General features: G+C 62.3%; 13 protein-coding genes. 5 read left to right on the forward strand and 8 right to left on the reverse strand.

Annotated elements, in window-relative coordinates; genetic code table 11:
* Window positions 1-222 precede the first annotated feature (222 nt).
* Complete coding sequence (locus NKH71_RS23290; RefSeq protein ID WP_254816774.1) at window positions 223-1,272, forward strand: LacI family transcriptional regulator; 1,050 nt, start codon at window positions 223-225, stop codon at window positions 1,270-1,272.
* A gap of 265 nt (window positions 1,273-1,537) precedes the next feature.
* Here NKH71_RS23290 and NKH71_RS23295 read toward each other — a convergent pair whose 3' ends face one another.
* From NKH71_RS23295 to NKH71_RS23330, 8 genes are all read right to left on the reverse strand, one after another.
* Window positions 1,538-2,188 carry a hypothetical protein gene (locus NKH71_RS23295; RefSeq protein WP_352789307.1) on the reverse strand — a complete coding sequence of 217 codons (651 nt, stop codon included), beginning with the start codon at window positions 2,186-2,188 and terminating at the stop codon, window positions 1,538-1,540.
* Window positions 2,189-4,792: 2,604 nt separating this feature from the next.
* Window positions 4,793-8,722, reverse strand: coding sequence for a hypothetical protein (locus NKH71_RS23300; RefSeq protein WP_352895351.1), 3,930 nt, complete (start codon window positions 8,720-8,722; stop codon window positions 4,793-4,795).
* A gap of 291 nt (window positions 8,723-9,013) precedes the next feature.
* The gene (gnd, locus tag NKH71_RS23305) at window positions 9,014-10,438 is read right to left on the reverse strand and encodes an NADP-dependent phosphogluconate dehydrogenase (RefSeq protein ID WP_352789304.1); all 1,425 of its coding nucleotides are present in this window, start codon (window positions 10,436-10,438) and stop codon (window positions 9,014-9,016) included.
* A gap of 139 nt (window positions 10,439-10,577) precedes the next feature.
* Window positions 10,578-12,215, reverse strand: a complete 1,638-nt coding sequence (locus NKH71_RS23310) for a copper resistance CopC/CopD family protein (RefSeq protein ID WP_502900413.1) — start codon at window positions 12,213-12,215, stop codon at window positions 10,578-10,580.
* 52 nt (window positions 12,216-12,267) lie between these two features.
* The gene (locus tag NKH71_RS23315; RefSeq protein ID WP_352483616.1) at window positions 12,268-12,786 is read right to left on the reverse strand and encodes a YcnI family copper-binding membrane protein; all 519 of its coding nucleotides are present in this window, start codon (window positions 12,784-12,786) and stop codon (window positions 12,268-12,270) included.
* A 25-nt stretch (window positions 12,787-12,811) separates the two neighbouring features.
* Window positions 12,812-13,348, reverse strand: coding sequence for a copper chaperone PCu(A)C (locus NKH71_RS23320; protein ID WP_352789301.1), 537 nt, complete (start codon window positions 13,346-13,348; stop codon window positions 12,812-12,814).
* A gap of 99 nt (window positions 13,349-13,447) precedes the next feature.
* Window positions 13,448-13,804 (reverse strand): DUF2946 family protein, encoded by a 357-nt coding sequence (locus NKH71_RS23325; RefSeq protein WP_352483618.1) that lies wholly within the window; start codon window positions 13,802-13,804, stop codon window positions 13,448-13,450.
* Between the two features lie 119 nt (window positions 13,805-13,923).
* Window positions 13,924-14,826 carry a GntR family transcriptional regulator gene (locus NKH71_RS23330; protein WP_352483619.1) on the reverse strand — a complete coding sequence of 301 codons (903 nt, stop codon included), beginning with the start codon at window positions 14,824-14,826 and terminating at the stop codon, window positions 13,924-13,926.
* 256 nt (window positions 14,827-15,082) lie between these two features.
* On the opposite strand from NKH71_RS23330, the gene NKH71_RS23335 reads away from it, so the two are divergent.
* From NKH71_RS23335 to NKH71_RS23350, 4 genes are all read left to right on the forward strand, one after another.
* The gene (locus NKH71_RS23335) at window positions 15,083-16,588 is read left to right on the forward strand and encodes a UxaA family hydrolase (RefSeq protein ID WP_352789298.1); all 1,506 of its coding nucleotides are present in this window, start codon (window positions 15,083-15,085) and stop codon (window positions 16,586-16,588) included.
* Window positions 16,589-16,920: 332 nt separating this feature from the next.
* Entirely contained in the window at window positions 16,921-17,916 is a 996-nt protein-coding gene (locus tag NKH71_RS23340; RefSeq protein WP_023721963.1) for an ABC transporter substrate-binding protein, read from the forward strand.
* 102 nt (window positions 17,917-18,018) lie between these two features.
* A complete protein-coding gene (locus NKH71_RS23345) occupies window positions 18,019-19,572 on the forward strand; it encodes a sugar ABC transporter ATP-binding protein (protein ID WP_352592779.1) in 1,554 nt (517 codons plus the stop codon).
* On the forward strand, window positions 19,569-20,534 hold the full coding sequence (locus tag NKH71_RS23350; protein ID WP_352483622.1) for an ABC transporter permease: 966 nt from the start codon (window positions 19,569-19,571) through the stop codon (window positions 20,532-20,534). The genes NKH71_RS23345 and NKH71_RS23350 overlap by 4 nt, the downstream gene beginning before the upstream one ends.
* Window positions 20,535-20,582: the final 48 nt, after the last annotated feature.

Here is a 20,582-nt window from a genome sequence, read left to right on the forward strand (position 1 = left end):
GCTGCGACGCCAAAAAGATCGGAAAAGCCGTTCCGATCGCTGTTTTGCGCCGATTGCAGCGCCGCTCGTTCTGCATCTGTCACCAGTGATATCGCGACGGCAGTGACAATCTGTAACGTTTCAGTATATAGCGGCCTCATTCGGTGAAGGCCCGCGGCGTACCCGCGGCCGCCGATTGCCGGCCTGCCCGGCAACTGCTATGCGCCTGACGGGGCGGGACGAATGAACAGGCATCAAAAAGAGAAGGCCGACGAAGCGTCGGGACAGGGCCGGCCGACACTGAAGACGCTCGCCTTCATGACCGGGCTGGGCGTCACCACCGTGTCGCGCGCGCTGAAGGACGCGCCCGAGATCGGCGCCGAGACCAGGCGTCGCGTCCAGCTTGTCGCCAAGCAGATCGGCTATCGCCCCAACCGTGCCGGCGTACGCTTGCGCACCGGCAAGACCAATGTCATCAGCCTGGTGCTCAACACCGAGCACGAGATCATGAGCTTTGTCTCGGACATCATCTACGGCGTTTCGGAAGTCATCGCCGACACGCCCTACCATTTGATCGTGACGCCCTATTCGCGCTCGCAGGATCCGCTCGACCCTATCCGTTACCTCGTGGAAACCGGTTCAGCCGACGGCGTCATCATTTCGCGCACGCAGCCGAACGATCCGAGAGCCCGTTATATGCTGGAGCGCGGTATCCCCTTTGCCACGCATGGCCGCACCGACATGGGGCTGATTCATCCATATCATGATTTCGACAATTACGCTTTCGCAGCCGAGGCGGTGCGCCATCTGGCCGGCCTCGGCCGCCGCCGGCTGGCTCTGTTGGCGCCGCCGGTCGAGCTGACCTATCACGGCCACACGCTCGCCGGCTTTGCCGATGCGCTGAGCGAGGTCGGCGCCAGCGAGATTCCGTTCAACACCGTTTCAATCGATCATTCGATCGAGCAGATCAGAATGCGGACGGCGCAGCTGATGCGCCGCGAAAGCCGCCCGGACGGTTTCATCAGCAGCGCCGCCGCCGCGACGCTTGCCATCGTCGCCGGCATCGAAGACGCCGGCCTCAAGCTTGGCCGCGATGTCGATGTGGTGTCCAAACAATCGTCGGAGCTTCTGCACCTGTTTCGCAGCGAATTGCTGGTCGTCAACGAGAACTTCCGGCTGGCCGGCGCCGAACTCGCCCGCTCGGTGCTGGGCTGGATCGGCGGCGCCGCACCCGGCACCCTGCAAAGCCTGAGCGAACCGGGCGAAGTCCAGGCCTATCGCCGGCCCGACTAGGGCGGGATACGTTCAAATCGAACTGGGCTCCATCTATTTGTCTTAGCCGCATTTCTGCGACGCCAAGTGATTCCACTTGGCTGGAAAATGTGTGCTGCTGACTGGCAAGCTTGGAGCCGGGAGCGGACTGGCAGCTTCTGGCATCAGCCGCGCGAGTAGCGGACGTTAAAATCGAATGCGCTAGCGTCTCGGATTAGCCCAAGGCGGACCTGTCGAATGGTCCGCTCTGCTGCTCGAAACGAGAATGAGTCTTCAGGCCACGGACCTAGGAGCTTTCTTCGGAGGCGCCTCCTTCAACGCCGACTAACTCAATCTCGATAGTCGGAACTTTGGCTGCGAGGAGCCGCTCCAAGCGCGACATATCAGGTTGAAGCGGTGGGAGGCCGCGCACCTCTCGTTCCAGGGCGTCCAGAGCCTTTTTCGCGTTCGCGATTTGAAAGATCACATGCTCAGATACGTCAAATGGTTCTACTTTGGGATCGGCTTTCTTAGGACGCCGGTGGATGGGTTTCTGAGCTACCTCGCTCATGGCCTGCTTCTGGTAGTCTGCGAGCCAAACGTTCAGGCCGGACATGATAGTGGCTTCCTCCTCGGAAACCGCGGGGTTCTCGGGAGCAGGCGTTGGAGCAGGCTTGGACTGAGCAATGGTCGAAAAGATCACGATATCCCGGAGCAACGCATACACGTCGCGCAAGGCGCTCTCTCGGCCGAGCGGCATCCACCGGTTCCCGTCTGGGTCTAGAGTCGCTATGACTTTGAGGATCGGCTTCAGGCTTCGAAGCGGATCGATTCGGTCGACCGAATGCCGGTGATCCCAGAAGGACAGGATCGCCTGTACGGCCTCGGCCCGAACACCGGGACGAGCGTTGGCTTCCTTCTCGGCTTCTGTGATCAGTTCGGCGATGTAGTGGACCATCCACCGGCCAAGCGTATCGACGCCGGGGTCGAGCTTGTATTCAGCGACCAGTTTTCTTCCAAGAGCCAGTGTTTCCTCGGTAGTCCCTGAACGAGCCGTCCCCCGAGAGGAGGAGGATTTTGTGCTGTCTCTTTTGCTTCGCGTCGGGCTCATAGGATGTACTGTATTGGTTTCGCAGCGTTCGATCGATACCTATTTCGACGACCAGACGATACTTTGCTTTGGTGAGGAATTCGGCGAGCTCATCCGCGCGCATCAGAAGCCGCCAGCCCTCCGACTTGGTAGTTCGGGCGTAGTCTCGTTCCCTGGACGGCTCATCAGACCACGCAACATACAAGAACGACGGTTCAGGAGCGCCCGTCCGGTACCAGGCGGTTTTGGACTCCGGTCCCCTTTGCAATCCAAACTGACGAGTAACGAGCGCGCCTGGCTCATAACGACGGGCCCTGACTTCAAACAAAAACGGATCGTGGTCGTCGAATTGAACCTCGCCTGAAAGCGAGCGGAGCCATCCGGTCAATGTGTAGGGGGCCTGATGGATCGCAAGATCGTCGCTCTCATCTGGGATGCGGAAGTCGTAGGTGCTCGAAGCTGTTTGAAGAGCGCGAGCCAGAGCGTCCGATGTTTCGGGAGAAACCAGAGCGGTGCTGACATGGATGTCCTGTTCGCGCGTTGGATGATGGCTGGTCTCTCGTGCGGCGACCGCAATCCACTGCGGCCGGCCAGATGACCTTATCCCAAGCGCCGACAGATACTCGTCGTTTCGAACGTTTGAGAGCCAGCCGCGGTCCGTTCGCGGATCGGCAGACCAGAGAGCGTATTCCAGCGGTGTGGGGCCGCGGTGGTCGACCGCCCACAACGGCGGATCGGTGGGAAGAAAGCGTTGCATCCAGGATTCAAAGCGATCTTCTCCGTATTCGGTCGCACCAACTGGTGCCACCTCTAGAAGCTCGCCAGCAACGCAGAGCATTGCGTGCCATTCCAGATAAGTGCTGTAGCGCTCGCAAGTTGGGAATGAACCATGGCTGTGGCTGTACAGGCCCCAGCTGCGATCGTTGAGGCGGGTATCGCGACGTGGCTCCTTGACCCATCTGTTGGCGTCGATGGGCGCGTACCAAACATCAAGTATCCAACGCTCCGCCCCGGCCAGAATCTGATCCTGCGGTACCGTTGGAAAGATATTGAGCAGATTGCTGTACCAGTACGGCACCGTATCCGTTTCATCGAAGTTAAAGCGACCTGACGCGCGCTCTCTCGCCCATCCGAAGGAGCGATGCGGATTTTTCTGAGTGTTCTTTCCGGCTCGCTTCTTGGGTGTGTTGAGTTGGGACACGCGTTGGCGCTCTGCCGGAGTGAGCAAGCCCGCGTTGGCTGCATCGGCCTGCAGCAGTGCCCGCTTGGTGTATTCGCGAATTGCAATATGCGGATCACTCAGCATTGCGTCGCTAAGGAGACTGTCCTTGATCGCCGGAAGCGCCGCAGGTGACTCAGCACTGAGCCTATAGGCGACGATTCCAAGCCAGAGCCTTGCGCCCAGAAAGTAGAATGGCGCCTCAGGATCGCGGAACGCGTTGTCAGACGTCCGCCCTGCTTCGGCGAAAATAGCGGCGATGCGGGATGCGAGTCCAAGACGAGCGAGGCAGCGGATGGAGTGAGCGGCGCGCCATCTGACGCGGGTATCGATGTCACTCAGGAGCGCGTAGTAAAAGCGCGCCATAGCGTGGTCGAGATCGTCAGGTACATCGACTGGAATGCGTGCCTGCTGATCTGTCTCAGGCAACCGGTTCACGAGCCGATCAAGGTACCAGCGCAGCAGGGCTTCCACGCCATCCGCTGGAAGCGTGGCGGCGATCCGCGAGGCAATACCGAATAACGTGCTGCTGCCCATGCGGATACCACAGGCTGCAATTCCGTCGATGAGGATTTCGGCCCGCTCGTCCGCGCTCGCCTGGGTGTAATCCAGGAGGCTATCGAGCCTGCTGTCGTTGAACCGCAGATAGCGCGTAAAACCGTCGAGACTCTGGGCGATCACAGCCGGTAGCTCGTTCTTGCACCACAACTGGACCGCGGGGCTTGAGCTCCAGTCTCTCAGAAGGTTCGCAAGCAGAGGACTCCACTCCGCAGCACCAACGAGATCACTGTCGATCGCAGTTAGCGCGGCCAGAAATGGAACGCTATCCGCCATGCGCAGGGTCGAGGCGATTTCACCGAGGGTCGTGGCCGGTTGAAAATAGCGATCCTGCCCGCGCGAAGCCTGTATTGCCTCTTCGAGACCCGCTTTGGAAACTTCCGTGATGACCACCGGGAGTTTCGGCGCGGCCTCATCGGTAGGAGTTGGAGTACCACGCAGGCTAATGCGGTGGTCTTCATTCTTAGGCTGGATCGTATCCGCGCGCCTTTGCTGCTGGGCGAAGTCCATGAGGCGCCGAAGTTGCGACAACCACTCGCCACGTGCATCAGGCGAGACTGCGGCTAAGAGGCGACGTGCGCGCTCCGGTCGTACACCCTGGCCCTCTGCAAGAAGGATCAGACGGGACGTCTCCTCTAGCAGGTTTGCGTCTTCGTTGCTTTTCATGGCGTGCAGCTGAGGCACGAGCGCTGTAATTACCTCCAGATCAGGGCCGTCCAGGAGAATGGAGAGTGCCAAGCCCAGCGGAGCGTCGATCTGATTGGAAGATATCGAAGCCTCAACCACGGGCTGCAGGGTGTCGCGAAGGCCGACGGTCCCATCGTCCATCCATCGCGCCGCAGAGGACAAGGCAGTAGGAAGGTGCAGGCCCACAAGCCCTCGAGCAACGCGGTCCAACTGAAGCCCTCATGGCCTTCTAGGCGGATCGATGCCGCGGCCGCGAACGTGGCGAACTTAGAAGCGAGAACCGGTTCGTGCCTCGGGCCGCTGCGCGCGAGAACATCCACCAACGAGGACGAGAAGCTAATTTGGTCAATTGCCTCTTCGTCGATCTCCTTGGCGATGGTCACAGCTTCGTTGAAACAGGCCTGGGCGTCCAGCCTGCTGATCGGCAGCACGAGGCGCGCCAGTCCAACGAGCTCATCGACCTTGTCCGTGGCGCGTGTGCTCAAGGATCGGACGCCGGCGGCCGCCTTTGCGATGTGCGTCATGAACTGAGGGTGGAATGAGGACGACATTCTAAAGACGCTCAGGATCAAGGCGTCTCTGCTTAGAAAGTTGCTTGGCTTCTCGCTCGCGGTGCCCATACAGCGCTCATAGAGTTGGTCGATCGGCATGCCGCCAAGAAAGAGGAGCTCCGCCACGCTGCGCGCCGCGACGACCCGGAGATGGACCCCCTGATATCCTTGATCGAGCTGGTAGCTGTTTCCGGATACCGCGAGCTTTGCCACGTCTAGGAGGGAGTCGTCTCCCGATCGCCGCTTCTCAATCAAGTCAACGCGCTGCGCGTAGAGCGGAAAGAGGACGTGGAGCACGCGATGTAGACGTTCCTTTTCGTCGTCGTGCTCGACCTTTTGCCTGTCTGCCTTGCCCTTCTTTCGGGCAGCTTTGGGCTTGGCGGGCGGCTCACTGACGGGTTTTGCCTCGAGCCCGTCCCCATACTTCACGAATTCACCGGCCTTGCGCTCGTCGCCTGCAATGGATCGCGCCAGTAGCCACAACCGCATCAGGCCGTCGATGCGAACAGCATCCGACGTGTACAGCCGTCCCTGGCGGCTGTTCTCGAGCGCTTTCGTAATTTTGCTTACGGCGCGGGCTACGATTGCGCCGTCGCCCCCACGAGCGTGGGCCAGCTCGCAGGCGCCTACGAGCGTGCGCATCCATTCTGGCTCCCACGCAGGCGCGGCACGCGAGTAGCCTAGGTCAATGCCGGGGATAAATGCGCTCCGCAGGCGTCGCAAACATTCCAGAAGGATCTCGCTTGGGACCGCGAAGCCTGCCTGCGCCAAGGGGACCGCCAGTACAAGCGGCCACGGCTTTTTTAGGTGCCCTTCTTTTAGGAAGGTAAGGAGAGCGTCGCCTCCGCCAGCGGCAATCAGACGCGGCACAACCTTAAGGCCGACTGCGAGACGGACACCAAGGGGGGTCCACCTCCAAAGCTCGTGCATCGCCGGTTGTGGGCCTCCGACGAGGAATGCAGCTTCGACGCGAGCGGCTATGTCGTCGTCTTCGACCTTCCATTCGTCAGGTCGTCCTCTTCGCGACGGGCTATCGTTTTCAGGCCGACGACCGATCCACGCGTCGTACATGCGCAGGTAGTGTAGCGTTGCCGCACGATCACCGCTTCGACCGGCGCTGAGAGCAAGGTGCGCCATGACGGAGCCATGAGCTCCGACTTCATCCCGGTCGAGAAGGATGCGGCGCATGATCGACGGGCCGCTGAACTCGGTCGCCAGTTCGGTTTCGCGATCAATGAGCGTGTAGAATGCACCCTCGTCGTGTTGAGCCTCAGCGCCAATGAGAATGGTCTGAAGTGCCTTGACCGTGTTCCCGGTTTGCCGGCACGAGGCGAGAGCAAGAGTGAGGCGACGTATCTGTATCTCGCGCTTGCGGATCGGGTCCGGCACCGCTTGGACTTTGGTGTCTGTGTCAATGATGTCAAAGGCGTGCTGCTGCCGCCCAGCCTTGATCAGGTAATCTGCTACGTAGGCCGCCGAGTAGGCGTCGGACTTGTAGCGCGTCCAAAAATAATCTGCGATCTTCCCAAGCGTAGCCGCTCGTCTAGCAGCGGCACGCGCTTTGATATGATCCTCGAAGTCCTCATCGGAAACCGTAACGGTATCGGCTTCTAGCCTTAGGCCGCGACCGAGGTCTAGAACAAAGTCACGCACAATCTCTGTGGTCGTCCCTGCGGTTTCTGCCACGGCTGCAAGCGTCGCCGGTGTGGGAAGGAAGGCAAGCGATGCGACGAGCCCGTCCAGAATGTCGCGCTGACCCAGCTTGTGTAGCGCGAGCGTGAAGGACGCTTCTATGACGTCAGGAAGGCTTTTGCCGTTTGGGAGGAGCGCCTCGAACAACGTTTCAAGTTTTCCGTCCGCCGCCTGCAACGCGTAGGATTGAACGCGGGGGTTGCCACCTGTCAGCGCGTGAAAGCTTGTGATGTCGGCATTCGAGGCGTTCGGAAATGCTTCAAGCAAATGGAGTCGCGATTCGTTCTCCGTGAAAGGGAGACACGGAATCTCTTCTGTCATTGGTGGAAGATTGAGTGAATCTCTCCGCGCCGTCCTTGCGGACACCACGAATCGAACATTCGGCGGCAGCGATTCCAGGTTTGCGGTTGCGAGTTCGTAGACGAACGAAGGATCGGCTGGAACGGTCTTTGCTGCCGCGGTCATCGCATTGTCAGCGGCATCTACAATGATCAACACGATCGCATCGGGCGACACTGCGGCGATCGCCTCGCCTGCGAATTTGAGGCGCTTGAAGAGAACTTCTGTCGTGACCGGGTGTGTCCGACTTCGTGGGATCAGGATTGGAAGTTCTGCAGCCAGCGCAAGGTCATTGATGATTTGCAGAAAAGCTCGCTCAGGCAAATGTCGACGGTCGTCGGAATACATGTAGCGGCCAGCGCCATAGCAATCGTAGGTAACGACAACCGACCCGGGCGGAAGGCGAGAGGCGAGTTGTTGCGTCAACGTTGTCTTGCCGCAACCGCCTTCACCATGGACGAGTATCAGCCGTCTACCCTCGTTCAGTTTTCGCACGACCTCTCCGGTGGCGACCCGGACGATCTGCTTCTTTGGGAGGGTGATGTCTTGGGGCGAAGGGAACAACGCCTTGCGGTCCCCGACGTCAAACCAGGCAAGGAGTTTGTGTTCGTCAACGAATTCGCGCACGCGCTCGGGGAGCATGAGCGTACGGACTTGAGATTGCAGGCTCTCGATCTCATTGCCAACTTCGTCGCCCAAAACCTGCGTGGTTTTTTCGACGACACTTTCTCTCAGCGAGAAACGAGACAGCGATCCGCACTCACTAAGGTCAAGCGCAGCCAGGAACGCCTTCAGCTCCTCGCCCATCAGTCCCGATGCCGTCGCGACTTTCCTTAGGTTTGTCCCGCGGACAGCACGGATCGCGGGCGTCTCGGAGGTGAGACCGGGATTGAGAAGGTCAAGTATGTCCGCGCCTGCCGGTTGGTTACTCACCAACCGGAGTTTGACCGTGGCCTCCGGTTTGACGTCAGCACGCGCAGCGGCAAAGTCGTCGGCCAGCTTTCTGATGACCGAGTTGTCGCCAGTCTTCTTGGAGTTGTACGTGAGTCGGGCGACCGACCATGAGGTAGCCGGGTCCGAAGGAGAGTATTTCAGCTGCGCGAATTCAACTCGGTCAGCCGTTTTTAGGGTGGGAGCGCCGTAGTAGAGAGCGCAATCGACGCCATCCCAAGTGGGTGCATCAGTGCCGACCGTACCGCCGTCCTCATATCCAATTCCCTCAACCGAGACGGCAGCAAGCTGAGTCCCGGGTATAAGCAGGCCCAGCATCTGCTGGAGCGCCCAAAGTTCGTGAAATTGATCTCCGGCATTAGATGCACGGGCGCCCCGATAGTCAGCAGCGTTCGGTGGGTTCAAACGTATCGCTCCAATTACCTAGTTTTTCGGAAGCACGTATCTGCTTCTTAGCCGGTTTTGGCATTGAAAAGTCATTCGGCTTCGGTTCCCTGATGCCTGCGCTGAATGTATGTGGGCCCTATTGTCAGGTCAAAACTCGCCGGTGCTGAAGCGACGGGGATCGCACTGCCTGGTACTCGATTTATGGGATGCTTGCGAAGGTCGGCTTGGCGCAACGAGACTTCCAATGTCGTCAATGACGAAGTCGGCTTTCAGGAGGCGACGGCGCAGACGTGAACGCCCAATATGAGGCTACCCCGCCGCCCCGCTCCCCCACGGGCCATGGAAAGCGCCCTGCCCGTCGATACGCTCGAAGCCGTGCGCGCCGAAGAAATCGCGCTGCGCCTGGATCAGGTTCGAGGTGCCGCGGCCCTGCCGGTAACTGTCGAAATAGGCAAGCGCCGATGACAGGGCCGGCACCGGCGAGCCCGCTTCGGCTGCACTTGCCACGACACGGCGAAGCGACGGATGGGCCTCCTGCATCAATGAAACGAAAGCCGGCGCCATCAACAGGTTGGTGGCTGCGCCGCCGGCGCCGAAGGCCTCCGCCATCGTATCCAGCAATTGCGAGCGGATGATGCAGCCGGCCCGCCAGATCTTGGCGATGACCGGCATCGGCAGGTTCCAGTTGAATTCCTTCGACGCGCCGCTCATCACCGCGAACCCTTGCGCATAGGCGGCGATCTTGCCGGCAAACAGCGCCAGCTCGAGATCGCCGAGCAGCGCGTCCCTGTCTCCGGAAATCTTGCTCACGCCGCCGCCATAGGCTTTTTCGGCGGCCAGCCGCTCGTCCTTGATCGACGACAGCACGCGGGCCGCCACAGCCGCCTCGATCGCTGTGGCCGGGATACCGAGCTGCTGCGCCTCGATCACCGACCATTTGCCGGTGCCTTTCTGGCCGGCGCGGTCGAGAATGATGTCGACCACCGGTTTGCCGGTCTTGGGGTCGTCGGCGGCCAGTACCTTGGCGGTGATCTCGATCAGGTACGAGTTGAGCCGGCCCGTGTTCCACTGGGAAAACACCTCAGCGATTTCTTTCGGCCCCATGCCGAGCCCGTCACGCAAGATGCCGTAGATCTCGGCGATCATCTGCATGTCGGCATATTCGATGCCGTTGTGGATGGTCTTGACGAAATGGCCGGCGCCGTCGGTGCCAAGCCACGCCGCGCAAGGCTCGCCCTTGAACTTGGCCGAGATCGCGGTCAGCACCTTTTCGACGCGCTTCCAGGACTCTTCGGTGCCGCCGACCATGATCGAGGGACCGTGGCGTGCGCCCTCCTCGCCGCCGGACACGCCCATGCCGATGAAGGTCAGGCCCGAATCGGTAAGCTCCGAGAAGCGCCGCATCGTATCGCGGAAATTGGCGTTGCCGGCGTCGATGACGATGTCGTTGGCCGACAGCACGCCGCGCAATGCCGCGATCTGCTCGTCGACCGGCTTGCCGGCCAGCACCATGATGATGATCGGCCGCGGCGGCCGGATCGCGGCGGCCAGTTCCTCGAGGCTGTAGCAGGGCACCACCCTATCCCTGAGCGCGCCGGCATTTTCGACAAAGGCATCGGTGCGCGCCGCCGTGCGGTTGAAGACGGCGATGCGGTGCCCCTTCTCGGCGATGTTGAGCGCCAGGTTGGAGCCCATCGTGCCAAGGCCGATCAGGCCGATTTCGGCTTTTTCCATTGTTTCTTCCCTGCTTTCGGATCTTGTTGCTTTGAGCCGCGATTGGGTTGGATGCCCATTCTTGATGACGATGATTGACGGGCCTTCAAGGCCGCGTCAACCGTCTCGCCGAATTGTGTTGCGCGGACCAGCGCTCTCGTCACGGCCTGATGTCGATCGGCGCCTCTATCTTCACCATCTCGAAATCGGAGACCAGGATATCGAGCCGCGCCGTCCACCGGCCGGCGATCGGAATGACGAGATCGTCGACGCGCCAGGTGCCGTCGCCGGGCTTCGTCGCAGGGCGTTTTATCGGCTCGATGCCGGAATCGGGCTTTGACAGCACCAGCGTCACCTGCTTGGCGTCGAGCGGGCCGAAATCGCCGGTCATGATGAAGATCGAAGCAGCAACAGGTCCGGTGTGGCCGGGCGCAATGCTGAGATCGGCCATCGCTTGCTGCGTGTGGATATGCACCGATGCCGGCTGTGCCGCGGCGATTGCCAGCGCCCGCGGCGGCGGCGTGAAGCGCCAGCCGGCGCCAACTCCGAAGATCGCCACCACGATCAGCACCTCGATGGCGATCGAGCGGGCCAGCCGCCGCTGGACTTCCGTATTTCCTGCCTCGGCCGAGGCCGTGAGCTTGAAGCGGTTGACGGCGGCGAGCGTGAACAGAAAGACGAGCAGCACGAGCTTGAGCAGCAGCAGCCGGCCATAAGCGGTGTGGACCAGCGCCGACGGCGTTTGCACCTGGATGACGGCGAGCACGATGCCGGCTGCCGCAAGCACGGCCACGACGAACAGGATCGCTCGCGAAAACCGTCGCAGCAATGGCCCGGCTTTGGCCGGCTGCCGTTTCAAGGCAAGACCAAGCGGCGCCAGCGCCCCGGCCCAGACGGCGATACCAGTTCCGTGCAGAAACACCATCGGCCTGGTCAGCCATTGCGGCTCGGCGGCACTGGCATGCCCGCTGGCGGCAAGTGCTGCGCCGACGCCAGCCAGTCCGGCCAAGGCGAGCGGCTTTGCGTCGGCGGGCGGCACGACCAGCGATAATAGGCTGAGGCCGAGCGCCATCAGCGCGATCAGCACCGTCCAGCCGAAGCTGGTGCCCAGCCCGGTCTGCCAGATGACCGGCTGCGCCAGCCGGGCAAGCGGCGCGCCAAGCGCATCCAGCCCCTGCATGCCGAGCGACAGGGGTGCGGCGGCCAGCCCGCACAGGATTGCCGCGACGATCAGGCGCTGGCCGGATCGACCGCCTTGCGCCAGCCAGGCCAGCGCAAAGGCACCGCCGACGCCGAAAAACAGGCCGATATATAGAAAAACCTTGCCGATCCAGATCGCCGTTCGAAGCCCCCGGTCGACGGCTTCGGAGGCGGCCGGCGCAGCACTCGGTGCGCCGACCGAGAACAGCACCGAGCCGCCGACCGGATGCCCGTCGGCGGAGATCACTCGCCAGCTCAGCACATGCGTGCCGGATGTCAGCGCCTGCGGATTGTCGATCTCGACGGTCTGGCCGCTGAGCTGGAAAGAGCTCAGCGGGACCGCCGTGCCGTCGGGCCGCACCAGCGTCAGCACCAGCGGCGAAACCGGCTCGCTGAAGGTCAGCGACATCGGCGACGGGCTCTGCGCCAGCACCGCACCGTCAGCCGGCTCGGCCTTGATCAGCGCCGCATGGGCGAAGGCCGGATCAGGCATGGCAATTACGGCGAGCAGCACGATGGCGGCGAGCAGGCCAGCCACAAGCCGGCCAGAATGGTTGCCGGCCATGCAAGCTCGCCGCAGGAAGGATGCCGCGCTCATCTCACCGCCAAGAGCAGCGGCGCGCTCATCCGCCAAAGCGCGCCGCTGGAGCTCACTTCTTCGGCAGCAGCTTGAGGCCGGGCGCCGGAAATTCCAGCGCGTCCTCAGCCTGCCCGACCGCCGGAATTTCGATCCAGCGATCGGCGACGCCGTCACATTCCTGCACCACCGGGAAATGCAGCGTCTGGCCTGCCGGCAGGTCGGACGCCAGTGTCGTGCGAAAGACGAATTCGTCGTAGAATTCGTCCGGCAGGCTGCCGGCGCTCCAGTCGACCTCCTTGACGCCGCTGGTCACTGCCTGGCCGTAGAGCTGGTAGGACTTCTCGTATTTGCCGTTCTTGACCTGCAGCGTCCAGCCCGGCTTCGGCATCGGTTTGACCGAGAGCACCCCTTCCGGGATCTGCACGCGCAAGGCGGTCATTGCCTTGCCCTCGCAGCCATGCGGCACCCGAAGAACCGCCTTGTAGGTCGAGCCGACCGCCGCCTCCGGCGTTTCGAGCGTGATGTGGGCGAAGGCCGCGCTGGTCCCGAGAACAAGAAGCACGCAGCCGGGCAAAAGAGATTTCTTCATGATGGTACCTCTCGAAGCGGCCAAGTCAGTCGTCGTCCTGGGGTGCCGCACTGCCGATGCCTTGCACGGCGAATTCAATCTGCACGGGCCCGGCCTTCTCGAAGGTCAGCGTGGCGGAGAACATTTCGCCCTCCTTGGGCCGCCGCTTCAAATCCATGAACATCAGATGATAGCCCTTAGGCGCCAGCGCGACCTTGCCGCCGGCCGGGATTTCGAGGCCGCCGGTGACCGGCCGCATGGTCATGACGCCATTGCTGACGCCCATCTCGTGCAGTTCGGCCTTAACCGAAATGTCGGAGGCGATCGACAGCAGGCGATCCGGCGCACTGCCGGTGTTGGTGATGGTGAAGTAGCCGCCGGCTACCTTGGCGCCGGCTGGCGTGGCGCGCGACCAGGGGTGCCCGATCTCGAGACCGCCAAGCTTGAACTCATGTGCCAACACCGTCTGGGCGTTGGCGAACAGGAGGGCAAGAACGCAAAGGGCGACGCCGAGACGCTGCTCGAAACTACCCAGTGAGAAGCGCCTGCGGCTGGATGCGGCAGCGCGAAAAGAGTGAGACATGATTGCTCCGTGGATTTTAAGAGATCGCGCCGATGCCGGTCGCGAACGATGTCGATAAACGCGCCGGCCAAGGGTGTGCGCGGCGCAAACCAGAACGGATCAGGCCGTCGCCGGTGGTGCGCGCGGATTGGACGGAGTGCGGGCGCGGGCGAAATCGCGATGCCGGAAGGCCGGCAGGAAAAAGGCGATGGTTTCGACGGAAGGGCTGCGAGACAGGCTCCCGGTGGCATCGGGCGGCGCGTAGACCGCCGAAACGAGGTTGCAGCCAAGCATGCAGCAAGCCGGCATGTGCTGCTGATGCGGATCCCCTGCCGGGAGTTGCGCCGCACCGTCATGGGTGCAGATCGTGTTGCCGAAAGCATCGAATTGCGAGGCGTTCGGCTCGATGCCGGAAGCAAACGCGCCGAACATCGACTGGAGCACGAAAAGCCAGGCCGCGGCGAACGCGACCGGCATGCTCCATCGTCTCCGGCGTATGGTCAAGAACCAGCCTCTTCACGCAGCAACGTCAGCTCTCTAGCACGGAGCCGGCGGCCGGAAAATCGCCAAAACGTTGCTGCGGCAACGCAACACAATCACGCGCGCAGCGGCTGCCTGCCCTCCGGGATCGACGTCAGCAGCGTGTGGCGGGCCGATTTCAGGTGCTTGCGGCAGGCGGCGTCGACCTTGGCGAGATCGCGCGATTTGAGCGCGGCGATATAGGCGAGATGCTCCTGGACCGCGACTTCGTTGCGCTCGCGCTCCTGCGCCTTGTTCCATTGGTAGTGGTAGTGGAAGATCATGGCGATGACGTCGTAGAAATCGACGATGAAGCGGTTGTGCGAGGCGCGGTGGATCAGCCGGTGAAAGCGCTCGTCGAGCTCGGAGAACGCGTTGAAGCGCACGGCGATCTCGCGCGCCAGCAGGCGATGCTCGTCTTCCAGGCTGTCGAGGTCGGCCCAGACCGGGCTGTCCTCGGGCAGAGCGGCAAAGGCGGCGGCCGAGCGCAGTTCGAACATCTCGCGGATTTCGGTCAGCTCCAGCGCGAAGGCGCGGGTAAAGCCTTTCAGCACCCAATGACTGTTGCGGCGCTTCTCGATCAGGCCGAAGCGCGAGAAGCGGATCAGGAATTCGCGCACGCTGGTGGTGCCGACGCCGATCTCGCGCGCCAGTTCGAGTTCGTTGATCTGCATGCCGGCCTCGGCGCCACCGGCAAGCAGCCGCCGCATGAAGGAGCGTTCGATGATCTCGGCCAGCGTGTCGGTCTCTTCCTCGGGAAAAAAATCGTCCGGCCGCGGCTCGCGCAGAACCGTCTTGCTGCGCTTGTTCCAATCGATCAGCCCGGTCTCTTCCATGCGGGCAAGGATGGTGCGGACGGTCGTGCGGCTGACGCCGAGCAGCGTGCCCAGCTCCGGCTCCGAAGGCAGGCTCCTGGTTTCGTCGAGCAGCCTAAGACCGCGATTATAGGCGTCCTTGTATACGTTGTTGCTCTTCGACATCCCCTGCCCCGTGGCGCGCCGGCGTTTGCGGCCGGCGTGAAGCTTTTCTCGCGCATGAAATCGGAATCGCTTCGGAAAACATCATGCGCAACGCTAGTTTTGGTTGTAGAGCCTACGTCGCGCATCCAAAAGACGCGTCGCGCTCTGGCGAAAAAACAATTGACGCAAAAATGTTTTTTCACGATAAAAGACATTATATGTTAAGAGCCGCGTGTCAATTCGCTCGCGCACCCAGGAACATACCCAGGAAGCTCCCGTGAACGCCGCAAACAGCATTCTTCTGTCTCCCGCCGACAATGTCGCGGTCGCCAATGGCCGCATCGAGATCGGCACCGTACTGCCGGGCGGCGCCGCCGCCGCCGCGCTGATCGAGCCGGGCCACAAGGTGGCGATCAAGCCGATTGCCGCCGGCGAAGCCGTGGTCAAATACGCCCAGGCAATCGGCCGTGCCACGCAGGATATCGCGCCCGGCGAGCATGTCCATTCGCACAATCTGGTCTTCGAAAGCGGGCGTTTGCCGGTGGTGCCGCCGAGCGAGGCCGTGCACGCGACCGAGGCCGACCGCGCCCGCGCCTTCATGGGCTACCGCCGTGCCGACGGCCGTGCCGGCACGCGCAACTTCATCGGCATTCTCGCCAGCGTCAATTGCTCGGCCACCGTCTGCCATGCCATCGCCGACGCGGCGAACCGCACGCTTCTGCCGCAATATCCCGGCATCGACGGCTTCGTCCCGATCGTCCACGGCCAGGGCTGCGGCATGAGCGCCACCGGCGATGGCATGATGGTGCTGCACCGTACGCTGGCCGGCTATGCACGTCATCCGAATTTCGGCGGCGTGCTGATGGTCGGGCTCGGCTGCGAGGTCAACCAGCTCACCCTCTATGGCCAGAAGGGCGTCGCCGCGGGAAAACGCCATTTCAACATCCAGGAAGCCGGCGGCTCGCGCAAATCGGTCGAGAAGGCGCTGGTCGTGCTGGCCGAGATCGCCGAAGAGGTCGGCAAGCTTCAGCGTGAGCCGATCCCGGTCAGCGAGATCGTCGTCGGCCTGCAATGCGGCGGCTCCGACGGCATGTCCGGCATCACTGCCAACCCGGCGCTGGGTGCGGCCGTCGACATTTTGGCCGGCGTCGGCGGCGTCGGCATCCTCTCCGAAACGACGGAGATCTACGGCGCCGAGCACCTGCTTGCCTATCGCGCCGCAACTCCCGAGATCGCCGCCAAGCTCGACGGCTACGTGAAATGGTGGGAAGACCATGTCGCCAAGCATGGCGCATCCATCGACAACAATCCCTCGCCGGGCAACAAGCGCGGCGGCCTGACCACCATCCTGGAAAAGTCGCTCGGCGCGGTCGCCAAGGGCGGCCAGACGCCGCTCAACGGCGTCTTCGGCTATGCCGAAAAGGTCACCGGGCACGGGCTGGTGTTCATGGACACGCCCGGCTACGACCCGGTCTCGGCCACCGGCCAGGTGGCGGGTGGCGCGAACGTCATCGTCTTCACCACCGGCCGCGGCTCCTGCTTCGGCTGCCGGCCGACGCCGTCGATCAAGGTCGCCAGCAACTCGACCATGTACCACACCATGGAAGAGGACATGGACGTGAATTGCGGCGTCATCGCCTCGGGCGAAAAGACCATTGCCGGCATGGGCCGCGAGATCTTCGAACTGATCGTCGAGACAGCTTCGGGCCGCAAGACCAAGAGCGAGGAATTCGGCTACGGCGACAACGAGTTCGTGCCTTGGCACCTCGGCGCGACGCTCTAAGCCGGACCGCTCGCGACAGTCGCGAACACCTGACGTGATCGCCAGGTGTCGCAGTTCGTACACTCCCAAAAAAAGAATGAACATTCCATATTGACTGAGTGATGGAATTAATATTCCATGCGGGACATTGGAGGAGATTGGCAGCGGAGTTCCGACAGAAAGAACTCTTCCGCCCAGCCATCCGAGGCAGGCATCAAACAGCGCTTGCGCCGACTGAGTTGATGCACTATCAAAATGCGGTAAATGTTTTTTATTGATAAAGTTCCGTTTGGGCCGCGCCATCCGAATGGAGCTTCCATAACATTCACCGGGCGACTTAGGGAGGACTCCTAATGAAATTCGTGACCAGCATTCTCAATCGCCGCGCCTTCGTGGCACTCACAGCCGCCTCGATGCTTGCCGGCGTGATGCATTCGGCCCCGGCATCCGCGGCCGACGTGACCATTCCGATCATCGTCAAGGACACCACGTCCTTCTATTGGCAGATCGTCCTGGCCGGCGCCCGCAAGGCCGGCAAGGACCTGGGCGTCAACGTGCCGGAGCTCGGCGCCCAGGCCGAGACCGACGTCAACGGCCAGATCTCGATCCTCGAAAATGCCGTCGCCGGCAACCCGGCCGCCGTCGTCATCGCACCGACCGAAGCCAAGGCGCTCGGCAAGCCGATCGACGAGGCCGCCACCAAGGTCAAGATCATCGGTATCGACTCCGGCGCCGACTCCAAGGCCTTCACCTCGTTCCTGACCACCGACAACATTCAGGGCGGCCGCGTCGCCGCTGACGGCCTTGCCGCAGCCATCGGCGAAGCCAATGGCGGCAAGGTCGAGGGCGACGTCGCCCTGATCACCGCGCTTCCGGGCGCCGGCTCGCTCGAACAGCGCGCCCAGGGCTTCAAAGAACAACTCGCCGCCAAATATCCCGGCCTCAAGCTGGTCGCCGACAAATACGCCGACGGCCAGGCCACCACCGGCCTCAACATCGCCACCGACCTGATCACCGCCAACCCCAACCTCAAGGGCATCTTCGCCTCCAACCTGATCATGGCGCAGGGCGTCGGTCAGGCGATCGCCGAGAACAGCCTCGCAGGCAAGGTCGGGCTGGTCGGCTTCGACAGCGACGAGAAGCTGATCAAGTTCCTCAATGACGGCGTCATTTCGGCGCTCGTCGTCCAGGATCCGTACCGGATGGGCTATGACGGCATCAAGACGGCGCTTGCCGCCTCGAAGGGCGAGAAGGTCGAAGCCAATGTCGACACCGGCGCCAACCTGGTCACCAAGGCCAACATGAAGGATCCGAAGATCGACGCGCTGCTCAACCCGAAGCTCGACTGAGCATCGCCACTGTGAACTGTTCCGGGGCCTTTTCGCCCCGGAAACATCCCACTCGTGCCAATCGCGAGGCCAATCTTTGGGGGCCAATCTGGGAGGATTGTCATGATGTCGACGGCGCAGGAACTCCATCCGGCCCCAACGCTTGAACCGGGCAGGACCATCCTCGAACTCCGCGGGCTGGAAAAGCGCTATCCCGGCACTCACGCGCTGAAGCCGGTCGACCTCGCCTTCAAGGCCGGCGAGATCCACGCCATCGTCGGCGAGAACGGCGCCGGCAAATCCACCCTGATCAAGCTTCTGACCGGCGTCATGCCGCGCACCTCCGGCGACGTCATCTGGGAGGGCAAGCCTGCCGCATTGGCGACGCCGCATGAGGCGATGGCGCTCGGCATCAATGCCGTGCATCAGGAAGTCGTCCTGTGCCGCCATCTCACCGTCGCCGCCAACATGTTCCTCGGCGAGGAGGATTCCCGTTTCGGCATCCTGCAGCAGCGGGCTATGGTCAGGCAGGCGCAGAAGATCATCGACGATCTCGGCTTCGACCTGCCGGCGCATGTCATGCTGGGTGACCTGACCATCGGTCAGCAGCAGTTGATCGCCGCCGCCCGCGCCACCGTGCGCGGCACCAAATTCCTGATTTTCGACGAACCGACCGCCTACCTCACCCGCAAGGAGGCCGACCAGCTGTTCACGCTGATCCGCCGGCTGAAGGGCGAAGGCGTCACCATCATCTACATCAGCCATCGCATGGAAGAAGTGTTCGAGCTCGCCGACCGCGTCTCGGTGCTGCGCGACGGCACGCTGGTCGGCACCAGGAATATCGCCGAGACCAATGACGCCGAGCTGGTCAAGATGATGATCAACCGCTCGATCGAGCAGGTCTACCACAAGGAGCATTTCACCCCGGGCGCGATGCTTGTAGAAACCAGGAACCTCTCCGGCAAGGGTTTCGAAAATGTCTCGATGTCCGTCCGCGCCGGCGAGATCGTCGGCCTCTACGGCCTGATCGGCGCCGGCCGCAGCGAGTTCGTCACCACGCTCTATGGCCGACACCGCAAATCGGGCGGCCAGATCCTCTGGGAGGGCAAGGAGGTCAAGGTCAATTCAGAACACGACGCGATCAGGCTCGGCATGGCGCTGGCCCCGGAAAGCCGCCGCGACCAGGGCCTCTGCCTCAACCTGCCGGTCGGGCTCAACCTCAATCTGCCGATCTACAAGCGCATCTCGAGCAATCTGCTGATCTCCCGTGCGCAAGAAAAAGCCCAGGCCGATCGCCAGATCGCCGACCTGCGCATCAAGACGCCGACGCGAAGTGCGCTGGCCTCCAGCCTGTCCGGCGGCAATCAGCAGAAGATCGTCATCGGCAAATGGCTCGCGCACGGCGCCAAGCTGTTCATCTTCGACGAGCCGACCGTCGGCGTCGATGTCGGCACCAAGGCCGAGATCTACCGCCTGTTTGGCGCGCTGCTATCCAAGGGCGCCGGCATCATCCTGATCTCGTCCTACCTGCCCGAGGTCTATGAGCTCGCCGACACGCTGCATGTGTTCCGGCGCGGCAAGCTGGTGGCCACTCATGGGTTTCGTACCGCTGACCACGAGGAGATCCTCACCCAGGCGCTGGCCGAGAAACAAGAAAGACCGGGAGGACGGATATGAGCACCGAGGCGATCGCTGCCGAAAGGCCGAAACGCAACTACAACGCCCTGTTCGGGCTGACACTGCTGGCACTGCTGGTTCTTTTGTGGATCATCTTGTCGGTGGCGACGCCGAGCTTCGCCTCGGCCAACAACATCTCGAACCTGTTGCGGCAAGGGTCGATGATCGCCATCCTGGCGGTCGGCCAGACCTTCGTCATCATCACCGGCGGCATCGACCTTTCCGTCGGCGCCGTTGTCGGCTTCGCCACCGTCATCGTCGCGATGCTGATCAACGCCGGCACACCGGTTTTCCTAGCCATCCTGATTACCTTGCTGGTCGGCGTCGCCATTGGCATGTTCCATGGCTTCGGCATCGTCAAGATGGGCTTGCCACCCTTCATCATCACCCTGGCGACGCTGACCTCGCTGCGTGGCATCGGCCTGTTGATGACCAACGGCAACTCGATCTCGATCAACAACGACGCCTTCCAGACGTTCTCGCGCAGTTCCTTCGTCGGCGTCCCCAATCTGTTCTGGATGGTGATCCTGGTCGGCATTCCGGCCTACATCTTCCTGCACCACAGCCGCTGGGGCCGCTACCTGTTCTCGGTCGGCTCCAACGCCGAGGCATCGCGTCTGTCGGGCGTCAACGTCCAGCGCACAATCTACATGGCCTATACATTGTCGGGGCTGTGTGCGGCCTTCGTCGGCGTGCTGCTCGCGTCGCGCATCGGCATCGGCAATCCGACGCAGGCCGAGGGCTGGGAATTGCAGGCGATCGCTTCTTCGGTGATCGGCGGCACGTCGCTGTTCGGCGCTGTCGGCTCCGTGCACGGGCCGCTGCTCGGCGCCTTCATCCTTGCCACCATCAACAACGGCGCCAATCTGCTCAACGTCAACGCCTTCTGGCAGCGCATCATCACCGGGGTGCTGATCATCGTCATCGTCTATTTCGACGGGCTGCGCCGCCGCGGCAAATAGATCGCCCCTAACAGCCGCCGGCCTCGCAACAGCAGAGCCGGCGGTGCC

The sequence above is a fragment of the Mesorhizobium sp. M0983 genome (genome assembly GCF_040318975.1).
Taxonomy (GTDB): Bacteria; Pseudomonadota; Alphaproteobacteria; order Rhizobiales; family Rhizobiaceae; genus Mesorhizobium.

Excerpts from the sequence above, each read along its gene's own strand:
- NKH71_RS23290 (WP_254816774.1), top strand. The coding sequence starts at position 223 with ATGAACAGGCATCAAAAAGAGAAGGCCGACGAAGCGTCGGGACAGGGC.
- NKH71_RS23295 (WP_352789307.1), bottom strand. The coding sequence starts at position 2,188 with ATGGTCCACTACATCGCCGAACTGATCACAGAAGCCGAGAAGGAAGCC.
- gnd (WP_352789304.1), bottom strand. The coding sequence starts at position 10,438 with ATGGAAAAAGCCGAAATCGGCCTGATCGGCCTTGGCACGATGGGCTCC.
- NKH71_RS23310 (WP_502900413.1), bottom strand. The coding sequence starts at position 12,215 with ATGAGCGCGGCATCCTTCCTGCGGCGAGCTTGCATGGCCGGCAACCAT.
- NKH71_RS23315 (WP_352483616.1), bottom strand. The coding sequence starts at position 12,786 with ATGAAGAAATCTCTTTTGCCCGGCTGCGTGCTTCTTGTTCTCGGGACC.
- NKH71_RS23320 (WP_352789301.1), bottom strand. The coding sequence starts at position 13,348 with ATGTCTCACTCTTTTCGCGCTGCCGCATCCAGCCGCAGGCGCTTCTCA.
- NKH71_RS23325 (WP_352483618.1), bottom strand. The coding sequence starts at position 13,804 with ATGCCGGTCGCGTTCGCCGCGGCCTGGCTTTTCGTGCTCCAGTCGATG.
- NKH71_RS23330 (WP_352483619.1), bottom strand. The coding sequence starts at position 14,826 with ATGTCGAAGAGCAACAACGTATACAAGGACGCCTATAATCGCGGTCTT.
- NKH71_RS23340 (WP_023721963.1), top strand. The coding sequence starts at position 16,921 with ATGAAATTCGTGACCAGCATTCTCAATCGCCGCGCCTTCGTGGCACTC.
- NKH71_RS23345 (WP_352592779.1), top strand. The coding sequence starts at position 18,019 with ATGATGTCGACGGCGCAGGAACTCCATCCGGCCCCAACGCTTGAACCG.
- NKH71_RS23350 (WP_352483622.1), top strand. The coding sequence starts at position 19,569 with ATGAGCACCGAGGCGATCGCTGCCGAAAGGCCGAAACGCAACTACAAC.